At 39.3% G+C, this 18,532-nt stretch carries 19 protein-coding genes, 1 tRNA gene and 1 pseudogene; 6 read left to right on the forward strand and 15 right to left on the reverse strand.

What is annotated here, in order from left to right; genetic code table 11:
• Window positions 1-4 precede the first annotated feature (4 nt).
• Window positions 5-580: an ECF transporter S component gene (locus KFO35_RS02590; protein WP_070873136.1), complete on the forward strand. Its 576-nt coding sequence runs from the start codon at window positions 5-7 to the stop codon at window positions 578-580.
• Window positions 581-644: 64 nt separating this feature from the next.
• Here KFO35_RS02590 and KFO35_RS02595 read toward each other — a convergent pair whose 3' ends face one another.
• From KFO35_RS02595 to rpoN, 9 genes and pseudogenes are all read right to left on the reverse strand, one after another.
• Window positions 645-1,784, reverse strand: a complete 1,140-nt coding sequence (locus tag KFO35_RS02595) for an ArgE/DapE family deacylase (protein WP_002313485.1) — start codon at window positions 1,782-1,784, stop codon at window positions 645-647.
• Window positions 1,785-2,002: 218 nt separating this feature from the next.
• Entirely contained in the window at window positions 2,003-2,365 is a 363-nt protein-coding gene (locus tag KFO35_RS02600; protein WP_002346068.1) for a hypothetical protein, read from the reverse strand.
• A 2-nt stretch (window positions 2,366-2,367) separates the two neighbouring features.
• Window positions 2,368-2,571 (reverse strand): annotated as a pseudogene (locus tag KFO35_RS02605) (hypothetical protein); the annotation flags it as partial.
• Window positions 2,572-3,106: 535 nt separating this feature from the next.
• Window positions 3,107-4,405 (reverse strand): phosphopyruvate hydratase, encoded by a 1,299-nt coding sequence (gene eno / locus KFO35_RS02610; RefSeq protein WP_002292812.1) that lies wholly within the window; start codon window positions 4,403-4,405, stop codon window positions 3,107-3,109.
• Window positions 4,406-4,520: 115 nt separating this feature from the next.
• Complete coding sequence (gene tpiA / locus KFO35_RS02615) at window positions 4,521-5,276, reverse strand: triose-phosphate isomerase (protein ID WP_002292815.1); 756 nt, start codon at window positions 5,274-5,276, stop codon at window positions 4,521-4,523.
• Between the two features lie 103 nt (window positions 5,277-5,379).
• A complete protein-coding gene (locus KFO35_RS02620; RefSeq protein WP_002292817.1) occupies window positions 5,380-6,570 on the reverse strand; it encodes a phosphoglycerate kinase in 1,191 nt (396 codons plus the stop codon).
• Window positions 6,571-6,679: 109 nt separating this feature from the next.
• Window positions 6,680-7,681 carry a type I glyceraldehyde-3-phosphate dehydrogenase gene (gene gap / locus KFO35_RS02625; RefSeq protein ID WP_002292818.1) on the reverse strand — a complete coding sequence of 334 codons (1,002 nt, stop codon included), beginning with the start codon at window positions 7,679-7,681 and terminating at the stop codon, window positions 6,680-6,682.
• A gap of 40 nt (window positions 7,682-7,721) precedes the next feature.
• Window positions 7,722-8,813: a sugar-binding transcriptional regulator gene (locus KFO35_RS02630; RefSeq protein WP_002316430.1), complete on the reverse strand. Its 1,092-nt coding sequence runs from the start codon at window positions 8,811-8,813 to the stop codon at window positions 7,722-7,724.
• 149 nt (window positions 8,814-8,962) lie between these two features.
• Window positions 8,963-10,294 carry an RNA polymerase factor sigma-54 gene (gene rpoN / locus KFO35_RS02635; RefSeq protein WP_002346069.1) on the reverse strand — a complete coding sequence of 444 codons (1,332 nt, stop codon included), beginning with the start codon at window positions 10,292-10,294 and terminating at the stop codon, window positions 8,963-8,965.
• 59 nt (window positions 10,295-10,353) lie between these two features.
• Here rpoN and KFO35_RS02640 point away from each other — a divergent pair.
• Window positions 10,354-10,425 (forward strand) — tRNA-Arg (locus KFO35_RS02640).
• Window positions 10,426-10,540: 115 nt separating this feature from the next.
• On the opposite strand, the gene KFO35_RS02645 is transcribed toward KFO35_RS02640, so the two are convergent.
• From KFO35_RS02645 to KFO35_RS02665, 5 genes are all read right to left on the reverse strand, one after another.
• The gene (locus tag KFO35_RS02645; protein ID WP_070873138.1) at window positions 10,541-11,431 is read right to left on the reverse strand and encodes a polysaccharide deacetylase family protein; all 891 of its coding nucleotides are present in this window, start codon (window positions 11,429-11,431) and stop codon (window positions 10,541-10,543) included.
• Between the two features lie 90 nt (window positions 11,432-11,521).
• Window positions 11,522-12,421: an RsiV family protein gene (locus KFO35_RS02650; RefSeq protein ID WP_002292823.1), complete on the reverse strand. Its 900-nt coding sequence runs from the start codon at window positions 12,419-12,421 to the stop codon at window positions 11,522-11,524.
• A 16-nt stretch (window positions 12,422-12,437) separates the two neighbouring features.
• A complete protein-coding gene (locus KFO35_RS02655) occupies window positions 12,438-12,944 on the reverse strand; it encodes an RNA polymerase sigma factor (protein WP_002292824.1) in 507 nt (168 codons plus the stop codon).
• A gap of 265 nt (window positions 12,945-13,209) precedes the next feature.
• Window positions 13,210-13,830, reverse strand: a complete 621-nt coding sequence (rpoE, locus tag KFO35_RS02660; protein WP_002292825.1) for a DNA-directed RNA polymerase subunit delta — start codon at window positions 13,828-13,830, stop codon at window positions 13,210-13,212.
• A 75-nt stretch (window positions 13,831-13,905) separates the two neighbouring features.
• Window positions 13,906-14,343 (reverse strand): YwiB family protein, encoded by a 438-nt coding sequence (locus tag KFO35_RS02665; RefSeq protein WP_156272067.1) that lies wholly within the window; start codon window positions 14,341-14,343, stop codon window positions 13,906-13,908.
• Between the two features lie 162 nt (window positions 14,344-14,505).
• Here KFO35_RS02665 and KFO35_RS02670 point away from each other — a divergent pair, with 162 nt between their 5' ends.
• From KFO35_RS02670 to yidA, 3 genes are read left to right on the forward strand one after another with little or no spacing between them, the layout of a single operon-like run.
• Window positions 14,506-15,336, forward strand: coding sequence for a lipoate--protein ligase family protein (locus KFO35_RS02670; RefSeq protein WP_002342855.1), 831 nt, complete (start codon window positions 14,506-14,508; stop codon window positions 15,334-15,336).
• Entirely contained in the window at window positions 15,320-16,687 is a 1,368-nt protein-coding gene (locus KFO35_RS02675; protein ID WP_002308544.1) for an HD domain-containing protein, read from the forward strand. Before KFO35_RS02670 ends, KFO35_RS02675 begins: the two co-directional genes overlap by 17 nt.
• A gap of 18 nt (window positions 16,688-16,705) precedes the next feature.
• Window positions 16,706-17,515, forward strand: a complete 810-nt coding sequence (yidA, locus tag KFO35_RS02680; protein ID WP_002292832.1) for a sugar-phosphatase — start codon at window positions 16,706-16,708, stop codon at window positions 17,513-17,515.
• A 48-nt stretch (window positions 17,516-17,563) separates the two neighbouring features.
• On the opposite strand, the gene KFO35_RS02685 is transcribed toward yidA, so the two are convergent.
• The gene (locus KFO35_RS02685; RefSeq protein WP_002314659.1) at window positions 17,564-18,007 is read right to left on the reverse strand and encodes an NUDIX hydrolase; all 444 of its coding nucleotides are present in this window, start codon (window positions 18,005-18,007) and stop codon (window positions 17,564-17,566) included.
• A gap of 133 nt (window positions 18,008-18,140) precedes the next feature.
• On the opposite strand from KFO35_RS02685, the gene gloA reads away from it, so the two are divergent.
• Window positions 18,141-18,512, forward strand: a complete 372-nt coding sequence (gene gloA / locus KFO35_RS02690; protein WP_002308538.1) for a lactoylglutathione lyase — start codon at window positions 18,141-18,143, stop codon at window positions 18,510-18,512.
• Window positions 18,513-18,532 lie beyond the last annotated feature (20 nt).

Below are 18,532 nucleotides of genomic sequence, written 5' to 3' on the forward strand. Positions count from 1 at the left end.
CAAAATGAATAAAAACAAGATGGCAACTCGCGTACTTACAATGATGGCTTTGTGTATTGGGATCAATTATGTTGGAGGAACGATTGCTTTATGGCTTCGTTTGCCAATCTATCTAGACTCTATTGGAACGATTTTTGCTGGCGCGTTACTTGGTCCCATACCAGGAATGTTGACAGGACTATCCAGTGGGGTATTAAGCGGGGTGACTACAGATATTTTTTCACTGTATTATTCACCGATCCAAATCCTCACAGGTTTGTTGGCTGGATTGATTTTACCAAGGTATCTCAACAAAGATAAAAAACGTTTGAAACTCTTATTACTCGCTTTGATTTTGTCTGTACCTGGAACGATTGTCTCTTCGATCATTACCGTTCAGTTATTTGGCGGAATCACTTCCTCAGGATCTAGCATGATCGTCCAATTGTTACATGGGTTAGGTTTCGATCAAACCATCAGTGTGATCTTGGTACAGGCGGGCACAGACTACCTTGACCGTCTGCTATCTATCGTCGTTGTTACATTAGTCATCACTATGTTGCCGCAGCGCTTGATATATTCCAAGAAAAAAATAGGATGAACAAACAGAGCCAAATGAGCAAAAAGTTGCTCATCTGGCTCTATTTTTCATCGATTAAAAAAACTTACGCTAAGTAAGATAAAATAATGGCTTGATATTTTTCGATCATATCTAAATAATTATCGAGCTCGACATACTCATCTACTTGATGAGGCAAAGTAACGACACCAGGCCCAAAGACGACAAAATCGAAGGAGTGGTCAGCTTTTGTAAATTCGGCTGCATCTGTGGTTGCTGCCGCTCCAACTAAAGGTAATGGCTGACTGAATTGTTGCTGAATGCAATGAATCAAAGGAGAATCTGGATCAGCTTTGACAGGTATTTTGTTGTAATCGATCGTCAATTCCAAATGGTAGTCTGTCTCTTGATTCAATTCCTTGACGATTGATTGCAGTAATGTAATGATTTTATCATTTGGATATTCAGGAATCGATCGGATATTCCCTTGAAGCTGCGCGTGGCTCGGAATGCTGTTTACTTGATTGCCGCCGCTGATCAACGTGACATTATGGATTGTTTTTCCTAAGACGGGATTCTCGATTGTTTCAGCGAGGTAATTCATTTCAGCATTTGCTTTCGTAATGAATTCATTTAGATGATTGATCGCATTATAGCCTTGGTCTGGCATAGAGCTATGCGCTTCTTTTCCGTGCGAGATGACCGTATAGTTGATTGATCCCATGTGTGTGTACATCAAACTGTAATTAGTTGGCTCTCCGATGATCAAGGCATCTAAGTCATCCACATAGCCTGCTTTCGTGAGCTGTTCCCCACCTAATTCACCCACTTCTTCTCCGACAGTGGCTAATAATTTGACTGTTCCGTTAAATGGTTTTCCTGACTCTTTGAGCTCGATCATGGCAATCACCATCGCCGCCAAGCCACTCTTCATATCTGTAGCACCACGTCCATACAAACGATTCCCATGGATTTCTGCTGCAAAGGGCGCATAGGTCCAAGACGATTCATTCCCCGCCGCCACGACATCCATATGACCAGATAGGCCTAACACTTTTCCTGATTGCCCTTTTTGGAATTGAGCAATCAGATTATCTCTACCATTACTGTAAGAAACGATTTCACCTATTATGCCATGTTTTTCCAAAATCTTATTCAAATAAGCTGCTACTTCGCCTTCGTTCCCATTCACTGATTTTATTCGGATGATCTCTTGTAAAATCGCAATTTTTTCTTCTTTTTTCATCTAATCTTCTCCTTTGCTGTTTCTTTTATTGTATTGGAGTGCACCTAGATTTACAAATAAGAGAGGCCACAGAAAAAAGGGCGTGACAAAAGCAGCGTCACATTCCCCTTTTCCAAGTAAATGGCTTTCCAATTCTTGCCTCTACGCTAGTAAATCCAACCAAGTAAAAAAACAAGAGAAGCTACTTCGTTGAACTGTTCTTCTATAGTCAAATCATTTTATTCCTCATCGTTGAAAATAAGAGTATCACATGATCTATAGCTACTCCTACTTACGTAATAACCACGTAGCCAATTATTTTCTTCAAGAGAGTAGTCATATTCATACACATACACACTATTCCTTACCATGAAAAAAATACTGACACCGCCTCTACCACTTTTCGTATCTTTCACCACTCTTGAAATAAAAATATCATAATCGGTTAATTGGTATTCCTCCTCTAATAATTGATACAGTGCTCGTGTAGCTATATGTTTCTTGATTGGAAATTGATAGAGCCATGTACCCCCTAACAGTAAACCTATCGAAATAAAAATCTTAGAACAGTAATTTCTTTTTTTAGAAATCCTCCTTCTCATCATCAATTCTCCCATGTTAAGATATGGATCGCTCTTTCATCAAAATAATCAGGAAGATCGTATGGCAAAGCAATAAGCGGCTGATACATCCCTCCTACTTGCACGGCAGCCGAAGCATACCAATAAGCTTGCCAGACGATTTTAGAACAGTAAGTCGGATCCATCCCAAAAATATTTGTAGTTATCCCATATTTATAATTTTTATCATTGTAATTATCTAAATTTTTTCATTTTTCTGTCTCCCTGTTCAAATGATTTTTATCGAAAGAGGAAGATTGCCAACCCCTTTTTGAAGAGAATCATCCTATCCGAGCGTAAAAGGATATGAATGAAACGAAGACTGCTTCCTCCTCTCTTATTGTTCTATCCTTAAAAGGTCCTATACGATGTTATCTCTTGATAACTGACTTTTTTCGATACGATTGTCTCGTATCGATATTTGTAAATATTATATACAGAAGCCAGTTACAAAAATAAAATTATGAGTTATTTTTAATAAATACGGATATTTATATAATAGGGTTTATATGATATATATAAATAAACAGTTGTATTATAATAATTTATGTACTCTCCCGATTTTTCTGTTCTTAAAAAAGAGATTTATTCATCAAATGATTTTCACAACAAAAAAACTCTCTACTTGCTGAAATCAGCAGGTAGAGAGTCTGATTACTTAACTAAGTGATCATGCTCGTCTATCTTTCAATCGGTCGATCATGTATCTTCATTAGAAAAGAATTATTTGTTTTTCAAGTTGTAGAAAGATTTCAAACCTTTGTATTCTGCAACTTCACCAAGTTGGTCTTCGATACGTAGTAATTGATTGTATTTAGCAATACGGTCAGTACGTGATAGAGAACCTGTTTTGATTTGACCAGCGTTTGTTGCAACAGCGATATCAGAGATTGTTGAATCTTCTGTTTCACCAGAACGGTGAGATACAACTGCTGTGTAGCCAGCTTCTTTAGCCATTTCGATAGCTTCGAAAGTTTCTGTTAATGTACCGATTTGGTTCACTTTGATAAGGATTGAGTTAGCAATTCCTTTTTCGATACCTTCAGATAATTTTTGAGTGTTTGTTACGAACAAGTCGTCACCAACTAATTGAACTTTGTCGCCTAATACGTCAGTTAATTTCTTGAATCCGTCCCAGTCGTTTTCGTCTAATCCGTCTTCGATTGAGATGATTGGATATTTAGAAACTAATTCTTCGTAGAATTTGATCATTTCGTCAGTTGTTTTTTCGCCTTCGCCTGAGTCAGCTAGTACGTAAACGCCTTTTTCTTTGTCGTAGAATTCTGAAGAAGCAGCATCCATAGCAAGAACAACGTCTTTACCAGGTACATAGCCAGCTTTTTCGATTGCTTCGATGATTACTTCGAAACCTTCTTCGTTTGAACCAAGGTTTGGAGCAAATCCACCTTCGTCACCAACAGAAGTTGCTAATCCGCGAGCTTTCAAGATTGAAGCTAATGCGTGGAATACTTCAGCACCCATACGTAGAGCTTCTTTGAATGTTGGAGCGCCAACAGGCATGATCATGAATTCTTGGAAGTCGATTGAGTTATCAGCATGTGATCCGCCGTTGATGATGTTCATCATTGGTGTTGGCAATACTTTCGTGTTGAATCCGCCTAGGTAGTGGTATAAAGGTACTTCTAGGTAGTCAGCAGCTGCACGTGCAACAGCGATAGAAACACCTAAAATAGCGTTCGCACCTAATTTACCTTTGTTAGGAGTTCCGTCTAAAGCGATCATAGCTTTGTCGATAGCCATTTGGTCACGAACATCGTAGCCAATGATTGCTTCAGCAATGATGTTGTTTACGTTGTCGACAGCTTTAGTTACACCTTTACCGCCATAACGAGCTTTGTCTCCGTCACGTAATTCAACTGCTTCGTATTCACCAGTTGAAGCACCTGAAGGAACCATTCCGCGGCCAAAAGCTCCGCTTTCTGTGTATACTTCTACTTCGATTGTTGGGTTACCACGTGAGTCTAAGATCTCGCGAGCGTAAACATCAGTAATAATTGACATGTTTTGTCTCTCCTTTGAGTTTGTTTTTTCCTAAGGGATTTCCCTCATATACGATTTTAGTTAATTTTGCTCATTAGTGCAAACATTTCTTGCATTTTTCGCAAATTTTCATCAATTATTTTACAGCGTCTAACAATGACAAGAATGAATCTGCTTGCAAGCTTGCGCCGCCGACTAAAGCACCGTCAACATTTTCTTTTGCCATGTATTCAGCAATATTTTCTGGTTTTACAGAACCGCCGTATTGGATACGAACAGCTTCTGATACTTCTTTTCCATAAAGTTTTTCAACTGTTTGACGTACAACACCACAAATTTCGTCAGCGATTTGTGCGTCAGCTGATTTACCAGTACCGATTGCCCAGATTGGTTCATAAGCAATCACCATGTTTGACACTTGCTCAGCTGAAAGATCAGCTAAACCAGCTGTAATTTGTCCTTCGATCCATTCAGCAGTTTTGCCTGCTTCATATGTTTCTAAAGATTCGCCACAGCATAAGATTGGTGTCATACCGTTTGCAAAGATAGCTTTTGCTTTTTTATTGATGTCTTCGTCTGTTTCATGGAAATATTCACGACGTTCTGAATGTCCGATGATCACATAGTGAACACCTAGATCAGCAAGAGCTGCTGGTGAAGTTTCACCAGTGAACGCACCTGAGTTTTCCCAGTAGCAGTTTTGTGCTGAGATTTTTAGTTCTGTACCTTCAGCTGATGTCATTAATTCTTGTAAGAATAATGCAGGAGATCCGATGACTGAATCAACCTTGTCATTTGAAGGGATTTTGTTTTTTACTGCTTCAGCAAATTCTTTTGCTTCGGATGCAGTTTTGTTCATTTTCCAGTTACCTGCGATAATAGGTTTACGCATTGAGGAACACACTCCTTAATTTATTGAAAAATGGCTAGGGAGTCATGAAAACTCCTTTCACCTTTTGATCGATCACTCGTCAGAATAGAGCAAACTTGGCTGTTTATTTATCGTTGATTGCTGCTAGTCCTGGTAATTCTTTACCTTCAAGCAATTCCAAGCTTGCGCCGCCACCTGTTGAGATGTGTGTGAATTTGTCAGCAAAACCTAATTGTTCTGCTGCTGCAGCTGAGTCTCCGCCGCCGATGATTGTTGTTGCGCCTTCTAAGTTAGCGATTGCTTCACAAACACCGATTGTACCTTTAGCAAAGTTACTCATTTCAAATACACCCATAGGTCCGTTCCAAACAACTGTTTTTGCACCTTGTAATGTATCAGCAAATAATTTTACTGATGCTGGGCCGATGTCTAAAGCCATCAAACCGTCAGGAATGTCTCCTTCGATTACTTGTGTTTCTACATCATTTGAAAATTCTGGTGCACAGACATTGTCGATTGGCAAGACAAGTTTGTCGCCTGCTTTTTCGATCAATTCTTTTGCTAGTTCTACTTTGTCAGCTTCTACTAGAGAGTTACCGATCTTGATTCCTTTTGCTTCGTAGAATGTGTAAGTCATTCCGCCACCAATCAAGATTTTGTCTGCTTTAGGAATCAAGTTTTCGATTACGCCGATTTTATCAGAAACTTTTGCGCCACCAAGGATTGCGATCATTGGGCGTTTTGGTTCTTCTACTGCTTCACCGATGAACTTGATTTCTTTTTCCATCAAGAATCCAGCAACTGTTGGGATACCAGTTGAAGCGATACCTACGTTAGAAGCATGCGCACGGTGAGCTGTACCGAAAGCATCGTTAACAAATACATCACCTAATGAAGCCCAGTATTTACCTAGCTCTGTATCGTTTTTGCTTTCTTTTTTACCATCAACATCTTCAAAACGTGTGTTTTCAAATACGACAACGTCGCCATCTTTCATGTTGCGGATTGCTTCTTCTAATTGTTCTCCGCGAGTTTCAGGTACGAATGTTACTTCTTTACCTAATAATTCGCCTAGACGTTTTGCAACTGGAGCTAAAGATTTTCCTTCTTTATCTTCTTCTGTTTTTACACGTCCAAGGTGAGAGAAAAGGATTGCTTTTCCGCCTTGTTCTAAAACGTAGTTGATTGTTGGCAATGCTGCTTTGATACGAGTGTCGTCAGTGATCACGCCGTCTTTCAAAGGAACATTGAAGTCAACACGGACAAGAACTTTTTTGTCTTTTAAATCGATATCTTTCACTGTTTTCTTAGCCATTTTATTTCCTCCTGAATAAACTTATTATCAAAAAAAGCGGAAGAAGCGCGATTGCTTCCCCGCTTTTAAATGTACATGTCTATCATTTACACTTGTACGTTTGTCTATCTTATAAGTTAGCGAAGTATTCTAAAGTACGTACTAATTGTGCAGTGTATGACATTTCGTTGTCGTACCAAGCAACAGTTTTAACTAATTGTTTGTCGCCAACTGTCATTACTTTAGTTTGTGTAGCATCAAATAATGAACCGTAAGTCATACCAACGATATCTGAAGAAACGATTTCGTCTGTGTTGTATCCGTAAGATTCGTTTGAAGCTTCTTTCATTGCTGCGTTGATTTCGTCAACAGTTACTTCTTTTTCAAGAACTGTTACTAATTCTGTTAATGAACCTGTTGGTACAGGAACACGTTGAGCAGCTCCGTCTAATTTACCGTTCAATTCAGGGATTACTAAACCGATAGCTTTAGCAGCACCTGTTGAGTTAGGAACGATGTTTGCAGCAGCAGCGCGTGCACGGCGGAAGTCACCTTTAGGATGAGGTCCGTCTAGAGTCATTTGGTCACCTGTGTAAGCGTGGATAGTTGTCATTAATCCTTCAACAACACCAAATTTGTCGTTCAATGTTTTAGCCATAGGAGCTAAACAGTTAGTTGTACATGAAGCACCTGAGATAACTGTTTCTTTACCAGTTAATGTTTCGTGGTTTGTGTTATAAACGATTGTTGGAACATCGTTTCCGCCAGGAGCAGAGATAACAACGCGTTTAGCACCAGCTGTCAAATGTTTTTCAGCTGCTGATTTAGAAGTGAAGAAACCAGTACATTCTAGAACGATATCTACGCCTAGTTCGCCCCATGGTAATTCTTCTGGGTTGCGGTTAGCTAATACTTTAACTTCTTTTCCGTTTACGTTGAATGAACCTTCATGAACTTCAACTGTTCCGTTGAAACGTCCTTGAGTTGTGTCGTATTTTAACAAGTGTGCCAACATTTTAGCATCTGTCAAGTCGTTAATTGCTACTACTTCGATTCCATCTACATCTTGGATACGACGGAATGCTAGACGTCCAATACGTCCAAAACCATTAATACCTACTTTAACTGTCATTTAAGATTTCCTCCTTATGAAAATCAAAAAAATATTTATTTTAAAGGGTTACCCCTTTTAAAATCTCGTTTGCAGCAGCTTCATCAGTGATGAGCCACGTTTGTTTTGGTGCATTTTTCATATAAGCTCGAATTGCTTTGGCTTTTGATTTTCCGCCCGCTATCGCCATGATGATTGGGACTTTCGCCAAATCTTGCAATTCTATGCCGATCCTAGGGACCTTATAAACAACTTCGCCTTTTTCATTGAAAAAGTAGCCAAAGGATTCCGCTACAGCATTTGCTTGTTTCAGCATGACTAATTCTTTTTCAGTCATCTTTCGACGTGCTGCCATGTGTAATGCACGCCCAATACTATGAATAACACAATTCGCCTCACTAATCAAGTTTAAGACTTCTTGGATAGATGGCTCATTGAGTAAAGAATTGTAAGTTGCCAGACTTAATTGCTCCGGAACATAAAGTGCACGGTGGTTTCCGTTTGCTTTGGCAGCCATTCTTGCACTGACAGAATTTGCCTGTACAGTTATCGCTTCACCGATCCCGCCTCTTGCAGGGACAAATAGGTTATGCCGTTTTTTATTTTCCAGATTAGACAACTGTTCTGCTACAACTGCCATGGTGGTTCCTCCCATCACAGCGATGATATTCTCGCCTTCCGGAAGCAGTCGGTCTAAGGCTTCACTCAGCGCTTCGCCGAATGCATCAGCCACTTTGGTTTGCTCTTCGCTGTTTCCTGAAACAACGATACAGCGCTGATTACCAAAATATTCTGCCAACTGTTGTTCGGTTTGATGCGTACCTAAAAGCTGATCCATGAAGTTTTCAAGACTTTGATAAACTTCTTCACCCTTAGTTGTCAGCGTCATACCGCTTTTTGAGGTATCGATCAAATTCAGATTTTTCAAAAGGTCTGTTTCTGTTCGCAATACTCGTTCTGTTATCCCCATACTTTCTGATAAACTTCGACGTCCAATCGGCTGCATCCAATAGATATTTCGTAAAATTTTATAGCGTTCTTGCAACACTTCGATAATATCTGGTGCAACAGATTCAATCATTTTTATTTCATCTAGCATAGCGATCTCCTTAGTTGGACACTTTGCGTCCAATGTAGACTTAAAACGACCCATATACGATAAAAAAAAGAAATTAACTTTTCGAATTTCACATCAATAAAGGGAAATCTCAACCTCACGACTGTTAGTCTAACAGTTTTGCTTTCGTTTTTCAACTAAAAAGATCAGAAAAAGTAAAATACTTTTTCTGATCTTTTGGATGATTAATTATCATAACGTTTTCTTTTTGATGAACTCGGGATTCCTAATAAATCACGGTATTTTGCTACTGTCCGTCTTGAAATCGCTATCTCATCTTTTTTCAGCAATTCAACCAATTTCTGGTCCGACAACGGCTTGCTTTTGTCTTCTTGATCAACTAATTCCTGCAACTTTTTCTTCGCAGTATCTGCCGAAAGATCTTCTGTCTGTTCTGCACCGTTAGTAGGGATTCTTGCAGTGAAAAATTTCTTTAACTCAAATACACCGAAATCTGTTTCCAAATATTTCCCGTTGACTGCTCGACTGACCGTAGATTCATGCACATTTATCTCGGTCGCAACTTCCTTTAACGTAAGAGGTTTGATGGGCCGCTCCTTGTCGATAAAGAAAGCTTTTTGCCGAGAAACAATGACTTGAGCAACCCGCAAAATTGTATCCCCGCGTTGGAGGATCGTTTTCTTCAACCATTCGAATTCCTGTTTCCGTTCTTTTAAATAATTTTCAGTTTCTTTATCTGCTTGTTGTGACATTTGCTTGAAGTAGGTCTCTTGGAATCGGATATTCGGTTGGTTTTTTCGGTTTGAGATGACTTGTACATTTCCATCGTCCACTAATACCCGGACATCAGGAATAATGTACAATTCGCTACTACGGTCGAAAATTCGTCCTGGACTTGGGCTCAATGTTTGCAAATAGTCGAATATTTGCTGAACAGCGTGTAAATCAACAGAAAAACGCTGCGCAATCTCTTTCCATTTTCGCTCCACCAATTGCTCAAAACATTCTTCTAGCACGATGTAGGCTAGTTCCGGCGCATAATCATCCCGTTCCGTTTGAAGCATGAGACATTCTTGCAAACTACGTGCACCTACTCCAGCTGGTTCTAATTGCTGGATCAGTGTCAATGCATCGAGCATTTGAATAGGCGTCGCTCCGATCTCTTTTCCAGCTTCCTCTAAACTAATCGTCAAAAATCCGTTCAAATCGATGTATTCTACAAGATAAAGAACGATTTTCCTTAAAAAAGTATCTCGATAATTCAAATGGACTTGTTCGATCAATGAATCAAATAAAGACCCTTTTGTATCAGGAATCTGATTTAGGTAATTTGTCTCTTCTCCTTCATAAGAAGATGAAGAAGCTTTTATGTAATCTGGCTGCCATTCCGGCTCAACAACTTCCACCAATGGATTTTCCATTGCTTGGTTCTCAACGAATGCCAACAGCTCTTCACTGTTATATTGTAAAACTTGGATGGACTGCTGCAACTGTTGCGTCATGGCTAGTTTCTGTGTCTGCTGCTGTTTTTGTGAAAAATTTTGCTCAAATTTCATTTTTTTGTCCAATCCCCTTGTAATTTTTTATCTGTTTAGTTACAATTATCCCAGTGCTTGCGTCCTTAGTGTAGTGGATATCACGTAAGATTCCGGTTCTTGAGACGGGGGTTCGATTCCCTCAGGACGCGTTCTATTGCCATTTTAGCATAACTTCCGAATGTTTGCTTCTTTATTTTTCAAGTGAAAACTGTCCACCAAAAAAATTGGCGGACAGTTTTTTATTATAAGTATACTTGTTTTCACTTACTGGACTGGCCGATGATCGTTTCTGCCATAATAGTTCTCGACAGTCGTTGGATGTCCTAATAAATCCCCCACTGTCGTAATGCGGTACCCTTGCTCTTGCAGATAATCGATCACTTGAGGAACGGCACGAATCGTTTCAGGATAAATATCATGGAATAAAATAATTGCACCATCGTATACTGTTGCTTGGATCTTCTGTAAAATCAAATCAGGATTTCTTGTCTTCCAATCTTCTGAATCGACCGACCATTCGATGATTGGCCGCTGGATAACACTTGCTCCTACACTTGTGATCGAACCATAGGGCGGACGAACGAAAGGGGAGGTTTTGCCAGTGGCTTTTTTGATCTCAGTGTCTGTTTTTGTCACTTCCTCCGTAATCGACTGGGCAGAAAGCGTCGCCAGATCCTGATGATCATACGTGTGATTGCCGATCTCGTGTCCTGCTTCAGCTGTCTGCTTCACAATTTCAGGATGTTGCGCCGTATTTTCTCCTAAAACAAAAAAAGTAGCATGCACGTTTTTTTCTTTAAGTATTTGCAAAAGCTGTGGTGTCGTAGTCGCTCCTGGTCCATCATCAAAACTGATGGCAATACTTTTGACAGTCGGATCTTGGACAGCTTCTGTACTTTCTTGTGTTGGTTCTGGTTCAGTTGATTGACTTTGTGTTGATTTCACTGATTCTTGAGTGGATTCGTTGACGCTAGCTGTTTCAGTCGACTTGTTTTTATTCGTTGATTGTTCTGATTGTTTGAAAGCTTGTGACGAACGCTCCGAAGAAGTTACTTGTCCTTTCTCTTCGCTGATCAAGGAGGCAACCGAAGTGACTTCGAAAAATAAAAGCACGGATAAAGCAATGATACTGATAACTAAATAATTTCTTTTCACTATATCTCTTCTTTCTCTTTTTCTCTTCTTAATTACTTACTTGAAAATAACTGTAAAGAATTGAAACTGCTAGTCGCAACTACTTCTCGCCTAATGATCCAGATAATCTTCCGATGCCAAAATCGTTTTTGTCACGGACTTGGGAATGACAAATTCTGGTGTTCCCATATAACCAGGAGCAATTTCATATTGAGAAAAAGTTAGAACTAATTGATGTTCTTTATTCAAATAAAAACTTCGTGTTGGTGTAACAAGTGTTGGTTTTTCTATCGTTCCTTCTTGAATATCTTGTTCAGTCCAATAGTACTTAGACGGATCTTCCTTGACTTGTTCGGCCATTTGCCGCTTGACTTCTTTTGTCAAAACAGATAAATAGGTGTCATCTTTGAATAACAGCGGAAGTGAGAGCTGGACACTGTTTTTCTTGTCGATCGTGTCGTATCTTTTTTCAACGTGGCTATCCGCTGCTGTTTGGGTAATCTGTCTTTCGATCACAAGAAACCGGTCATCGTCTACGATTTTCTGATAATCACCCAGAACTTGGTAATGATCCGTTTCAAGATTTCCGTATTCTTTTTCAGCTTTTTTAAAATCTGCTTGTCCTTCGTGAAAGTATTTTTGGTTTAATCCATGAATCGTTTTGTTTTCTTTCTCATTTTGAGTATGGATCTTCGGTACTTGAATATCTATTTTTTCAGATTGATCAGTAAAACGTTCACCTAAGATCAATTCAATGACTGATCCTAAAATTGGCAAGTCTTCTGCAAAGCTTCGAACTTGACTATTAAAAAGGAGACTACTTGTTGTAATCATCACGATAGCCAAAGATACTCCGAACCCTTGGAGGCGTCTCTTTCTCCGTCTTGCTTTTATGAATGATTGCTCTTCGATAAGAAAACGCTGGCGGATCTCCTCTTGAAGCCCTCTTGGAATTTCTTGTTCTTTATAAGTTTTCTTTAGTTTTTTTAACTTTTCTTTTTGAGAATACATAGCGGTCTTCTCTCCTTCATTCTAGGATTTGACGTAAAACATTCAGTGAACGATACATTTTTGTTTTAACTGTGTTTTCGTTCATATCTAAGATAGTCGCAATTTCTTTCAAACGAAATCCTTCAAAAAAGTAAAGGATCAGAATCTCTTTTTCCGGACTGTCTATTTTATCTAAAATCATATGAAGTTCTGCAACGGAAGTTTCTAAAGGTAATTGCTGCGGGATATCTTGAATTTCAAATAAGTCAACAGGTGTCCTTTTTTGTCTGCGCCAACTATCTAATGCCGTGCGGATCAATATCCGGTAAAACCATGCACTAAAATGCTCGATTTCTTTTTCTTTTTCAAAATACTTCAGTGCTTTATGGAAACTATCTTGCATCACATCTAAGGCCTCTTCTTTATCATGTACGTAATTCATCGTGATACGGAACATTTTTTGATAATCAGTTTCGATGAGTCCATTCAGCAGGTGACGGTATTTTTCAATCTGCCGTTTTTTCTTATATCCAGTAAAAATCATTCTCCACTCCTTTCCGCCTCACTTAATATGACGTACAAGGTACGCTAAAAGTTTCAATTATTTTATTTTTTATGTATTTACTTTGAATTTTTATATACAAAAAAGAAGGTGTGACAAAAATCATGTCACACCTTCTTATTCTGATAGCTTCAACGTCTCTGTTGCAACCTCTGATACACGGTGTTCTAGAAGTAGCTTCTTCGGAAATAAGTGGAAATTTCTTGAAGTTGACCACTTCCGTCACAGCCTCTACAGTAAATGATGTTTATTCTTTTTCAGAGTCAGAAAATTCTTCCTCTTCATAGTCTTCATCATCATCGTCTTCGTCTATGATACTTAAATCTTCTTCGATATTCCCAGGCAAGTCTTCTTCATCATCTGTTGGGTCATCTGCTCCAATTTCTTGCAAGTCAGAATTATAAGCAGCGATTTCTTCATCTTCATCATCATCGTCATCAAACAGATCATCGTCGTCTTCTTCTGTCAGATCTGTATCTTCTGGGTCATCGTCATTGTAATCGATCGCGTCTTCATCATCATTGATAAAGGCGTTGACTTTCTTGCGTTTACGGCGACGCGGAGTATCTTCATCCTCTTCGTCCATTCCATGGTTTACTTCTTCATCGATCGAATCGATAGCATACCATGAACGCAAGCCCCAACGATTATCCCCTAATGAGATAAAGCTGCCGTCAATATTCAAGTCAGTATAAAATTGTGCGAGTGAATCACGAATTTCACTGTCTGATTTACCAAGATAGTTTTGGATTTGGTTGGCTAAATCAGAAAAATCCATGACATCGCCACGTTGTTCTAAGATCGCGTGTGCTACTTCGATCATTGATAATTCGCTTTTGTTTGCACCTTCAAATACACTAATTTCCAATCAGGACACGTCCTTTCACAGTCTACTCCTTATCATACAAAATCAGACACAAAAAATCAAACTTTTCTTTTATATTTACGCTGTAAAATCCAATGTCAAATAATATTCGCCGATTTTTTCTAGTCCCATGAACAAATCATAATCGATCCGAACCTTTCCTGCTGTGGGACGGTCTTTCAAACTTACATGCAGTTCTTTCGTAAAGGTAGCAATCTGAATCATACCGTATGGTGTTCGGTAGGCTGTTTCTAACCGTTCTTTATAACCAAATTTCAAACGCATTCGCATTTCTCCTGCACGAATCAGCTGTACATGACCATCTGGAACTAATTTGATCGTTACAGGGATTTCATCGCCTGTTTCCTCCTGCATCTCTTTATACCGTATGTACAGCGTATCGCCAATCGTTACCATTTGCCCTTTCAAATCCAAATAAAAATCTTGCACTTCCCCTTGTTGTTTCACTTTTGTACGCAATTTGATCGAAATCGGTGTTCCTTGTGATAATTCCATTCTTCATTCTCCTTTACTTCTCATAGCTACATTGTTCCTAGTTTCTTTTGTTTTGTCAACCAACTTGTCCATTTTTACAGAAAACCTTTTTTCCAAAACAACTCCTTGAATTTAGAGTATAATATTGTAGAAAATATGAATTTATAAAAAGGAGCCGGTTGAATGAACCCTGCGATTCGACTAGATCAGCACATTTATCAAAAAAACGACTTTTCCCCTTTCGCATTAACAGATATATTAACGGAATATTCCAAAGAACACCAGCAGATCTTTTTGCATTTCTGGCAATATGACTGCACCGTCATCTTAGGTATGAAAGATGTTCGGACACCTTTTCTTAGAGACGGGATCCAAACACTGAAAGATGCAGGTTATGCTCCGGTAATCAGAAACTCAGGTGGATTAGGAATCGTATCAGACGAAGGGATTTTGAATATTTCTTTGATTTTCCCCCAGAATGACCAAAAAAAAATAACCATCGATGGAGCTTACGAGCAAATGCTCCGATTGACTAAATACGCCTTTCCGAAGGCACCGATTCAAGCATTCGAAATCACCCATTCTTATTGTCCTGGAACTTATGATTTAAGCATCCATGGCAAAAAATTTGCCGGCATCGCTCAGCGTCGCATCAAAAATGGGATTTCTGTTATGATGTACTTAAGTGTCAACGGTAATCAGGAAAAGCGTGGGCAAGTCATGAAACGATTTTATCAATCTGCTTTAAAAGAAAGCTTTGGTACAAATGGCTATCCTGCAGTCGATCCCGCCACAATGGCAACACTTGAAGAACTGCTTGACTATCCCCTTCTCGTAGAAGAAGTCAAAGAAGCATTTGCAAAAGCTTTTGAAAAGCTGTATTCTGCAAGTGATTTACTGGATTCTACCGACTGGCTAAAAAAAGAAATCCAGCTGGAGCAATGGAACAACCAAATCCAGAGAATGGAACAACGCAATAACATAAAGGAGCTACAATATGACAACCCCTTATAAATATCAAATGCTGCCTATGGAGAAAGTTTTTCGTGACCCAGTCCATAACTATATCCATGTCCAGCATCAAGTAATCTTAGATTTGATCAACTCGAAAGAAGTCCAACGTCTGCGACGAATCAAACAATTAGGCACTGCTTCTTTCACTTTTCACGGAGCAGAACATAGCCGTTTTACCCATTCATTAGGTGTTTATGAGATTTCAAGACGAATTTGCGATATCTTTTCTCGAAATTTTCCAAAAGAAAAGATAGGCAACGGAGGCTGGGATGATCAGGAACGGCTAGTAACTTTATGTGCGGCACTATTGCATGATGTCGGTCACGGTCCTTACTCTCATACATTCGAGCACATCTTCCATACGAATCACGAGGCTATCACTGTAGAGATCATCACTTCTCCAGAAACAGAGGTGTATCAGATCCTTAACCGAGTAGAAGAAGGTTTTCCTGAAAAAGTAGCGAGCGTGATCCAAAAAACCTACTCTAATCCGCAAGTTGTCCAAATGATTTCCAGCCAGATCGATGCAGATCGAATGGACTATTTGCTTCGGGATGCTTATTTCACCGGAACGGAGTATGGAACATTTGACCTTACCCGAATATTACGTGTGATTCGTCCATATGAAGGCGGGATCGCCTTTTCCATGAGCGGCATGCATGCAGTGGAAGATTATATCGTTAGCCGATATCAAATGTATGTGCAAGTGTACTTCCATCCTGTTTCCCGTGGTATGGAAGTGATCTTGGAGCATCTGCTTCATCGCGCGCACGAGTTGTATCAAGAAGATGCCAGCAGTTTTGAACTACACTCTCAACTACTCTTGCCATTTCTTGACGGAAGCTTTACTTTAGAAGAATACCTCAAACTTGATGATGGGGTCTTGGGTACTTACTTTACTCAATGGTCTGAATCTGCTGATCCTATTTTAAATGATTTAGCTAAACGTTTTTTGAATCGTAAACCACTGAAATCCGCCACTTTTTCTGGCAACCGAGATTCAAATTTGATTCAAAAACTCACTTTGTTAGTAGAAAAGGTTGGCTATAACCCTGTTTATTACACTGCTGTCAACTCTAGCTACGATCTGCCTTATGATTTTTATCGCCCAGAACAAGGCAGACATCGTACGCAAATCGAGATTTTGCGAAATGACGGAACTTTGATAGAATTATCACAGGTTAGTCAGCTTGTTGCCGCTTTAGCGGGACAAGAACAAGGAGATGAGCGATTTTTCTTTCCAAAAGAAATGGTTGACCCATCCTTGCGTGATCATTATGATTTATTTGATGAAACTTATCAAGAATTTGCCAGCCATATCCGTAATGGCGCATTGATTGAAATAAACTGAAATATATTGGAGGAAATTATGGCTATCAAACTAGTCGCTATCGACATCGATGGTACTTTATTAAATGAGAAAAGAGAAGTAACAAAAGAAGTAAAAGAAGCGATTGCCGCTGCTGTTGCAAAAGGGGTCTCAATCGTTTTATGTACTGGTCGCCCCTTACCAGGTGTCCAAGAACAGTTAAATGAGCTGGACCTTTTTCAAGATAATGATTACGTTATTACTTATAATGGGGCACTCGTACAACAAACAAAATCAGGTAAAATCATTGCCCGTCACGGTCTGACTCATGAAGATTTTCTAGAGATCGAAGTGATGGCACGCCGTGTTGGCAGTCATCTCCATTCGATTGATGACAAAGCGATCTACACACCTAATCGAGATATCAGCGCTTATACGATCCACGAAGCAAGCTTAGTCAAGATGCCGCTAAAATATCGAACACCTGAAGAAATGACACCAGACATGAACATCGTCAAAATGATGATGATCGACGAACCAGAAATTTTAGACGCAGCAATTGCACGTTTACCACAAACTTTCCGTGATAAATACACAACGGTCAAAAGTGCACCCTATTACTTTGAAGTACTAAATAAAGAAGCAAGTAAAGGTGCGGCAGTTGCGAATCTCGGACAGCATCTTGGTATTGATCAAGATGAAATCATGGCTATCGGAGATAACGAGAACGACTTATCCATGATTGAATATGCTGGTCTAGGAGTAGCTATGGGAAATGCCGTTTCTCTTGTCAAAGAAGCAGCAAATGTCATCACTTCATCGAACGACGAACACGGCGTAGCTGAAGCAATCAAAAAATACGTTCTGTAATAAATAAAAAACTGAGAGAAAGCTGGTCTACTCGCTTTCTTTCAGTTTTTATTTTTTATTTTTTTCGACCCATCTCTCGACTGCCCATCGATGGCTGCCACGTTTCAATTTTTCAAGTGCTTCTTGGGGGCTGACCCACCAGATTTTATTGGTCTTTTCTGTGGGTTCTCCTATACGCTTCCAAGAATCAGCAGCAAAGAAATATCCTGGATTATAGTAATAAGTTGCACGATAATTCGAGTAAAAGTACTCATCTGCTTCTCCCAGATAGAAAGCAATTTCTGCCGCAATCCCCATTTCTTCTACTAGCTCACGAACGATTGCTTGTTCTTTCGTCTCATCTCCTTCAATTTCCCCGCCAGGAAGAAAAAAAGCACCATTTGGAGCCTCGATTACTGCAATCTGCTGATCTCTTTCTATGACGATATATGCTGCATAACGGGTTTGATAATCAGCAAATTGCTTTTTTTCACCAAAAATTGGTTTATCCATGAATAGTTTCCACCTTAACAGTTTTATTTTCTATCCATTTTACATGAGAAATTTCTCATGAACAAGCACAAATCAACTATTTCCTTACTTCTTTTTGTTATGATTAAATAAAAGGAAAGGGAGAGATGAATCTATGAAAATGGCTCACACATGTGTTCGAGTGAAAGATCTTGAAGCATCAATCGAATTTTATCAAAAGGCATTTGGTTTTGAAGAAAGCCGCCGCCGTGATTTTCCAGAAAACAAATTTACACTTGTTTATTTGACACTTCCTGGGGATGACTATGAATTGGAGTTGACTTATAACTACGATCATGGTGCCTATGATTTAGGAAATGGTTATGGTCATATCGCTATTGCAGCTGATGATTTAGAAAAATTACATGAACAGCATAAAGCTGCAGGTCTTGAAATTACTGACTTAAAAGGATTACCTGGCACTGCGCCTTCTTACTACTTTGTCATTGACCCTGATGGTTATAAAATCGAAGTCATCCGAGGCTAGTTAGTAGGGGCATTTTGCTC

Origin of the sequence: Enterococcus lactis (assembly GCF_015751045.1) — a bacterium.
In the GTDB taxonomy this organism is placed as follows: domain Bacteria; phylum Bacillota; class Bacilli; order Lactobacillales; family Enterococcaceae; genus Enterococcus_B; species Enterococcus_B lactis.

Excerpts from the sequence above, each read along its gene's own strand:
- KFO35_RS02590 (WP_070873136.1), top strand. The coding sequence starts at position 5 with ATGAATAAAAACAAGATGGCAACTCGCGTACTTACAATGATGGCTTTG.
- KFO35_RS02595 (WP_002313485.1), bottom strand. The coding sequence starts at position 1,784 with ATGAAAAAAGAAGAAAAAATTGCGATTTTACAAGAGATCATCCGAATA.
- KFO35_RS02600 (WP_002346068.1), bottom strand. The coding sequence starts at position 2,365 with ATGAGAAGGAGGATTTCTAAAAAAAGAAATTACTGTTCTAAGATTTTT.
- eno (WP_002292812.1), bottom strand. The coding sequence starts at position 4,405 with ATGTCAATTATTACTGATGTTTACGCTCGCGAGATCTTAGACTCACGT.
- tpiA (WP_002292815.1), bottom strand. The coding sequence starts at position 5,276 with ATGCGTAAACCTATTATCGCAGGTAACTGGAAAATGAACAAAACTGCA.
- KFO35_RS02620 (WP_002292817.1), bottom strand. The coding sequence starts at position 6,570 with ATGGCTAAGAAAACAGTGAAAGATATCGATTTAAAAGACAAAAAAGTT.
- gap (WP_002292818.1), bottom strand. The coding sequence starts at position 7,681 with ATGACAGTTAAAGTAGGTATTAATGGTTTTGGACGTATTGGACGTCTA.
- KFO35_RS02630 (WP_002316430.1), bottom strand. The coding sequence starts at position 8,813 with ATGGGTCGTTTTAAGTCTACATTGGACGCAAAGTGTCCAACTAAGGAG.
- rpoN (WP_002346069.1), bottom strand. The coding sequence starts at position 10,294 with ATGAAATTTGAGCAAAATTTTTCACAAAAACAGCAGCAGACACAGAAA.
- KFO35_RS02650 (WP_002292823.1), bottom strand. The coding sequence starts at position 12,421 with ATGTATTCTCAAAAAGAAAAGTTAAAAAAACTAAAGAAAACTTATAAA.
- KFO35_RS02655 (WP_002292824.1), bottom strand. The coding sequence starts at position 12,944 with ATGATTTTTACTGGATATAAGAAAAAACGGCAGATTGAAAAATACCGT.
- KFO35_RS02665 (WP_156272067.1), bottom strand. The coding sequence starts at position 14,343 with ATGGAATTATCACAAGGAACACCGATTTCGATCAAATTGCGTACAAAA.
- KFO35_RS02670 (WP_002342855.1), top strand. The coding sequence starts at position 14,506 with ATGAACCCTGCGATTCGACTAGATCAGCACATTTATCAAAAAAACGAC.
- KFO35_RS02675 (WP_002308544.1), top strand. The coding sequence starts at position 15,320 with ATGACAACCCCTTATAAATATCAAATGCTGCCTATGGAGAAAGTTTTT.
- yidA (WP_002292832.1), top strand. The coding sequence starts at position 16,706 with ATGGCTATCAAACTAGTCGCTATCGACATCGATGGTACTTTATTAAAT.
- KFO35_RS02685 (WP_002314659.1), bottom strand. The coding sequence starts at position 18,007 with ATGGATAAACCAATTTTTGGTGAAAAAAAGCAATTTGCTGATTATCAA.
- gloA (WP_002308538.1), top strand. The coding sequence starts at position 18,141 with ATGAAAATGGCTCACACATGTGTTCGAGTGAAAGATCTTGAAGCATCA.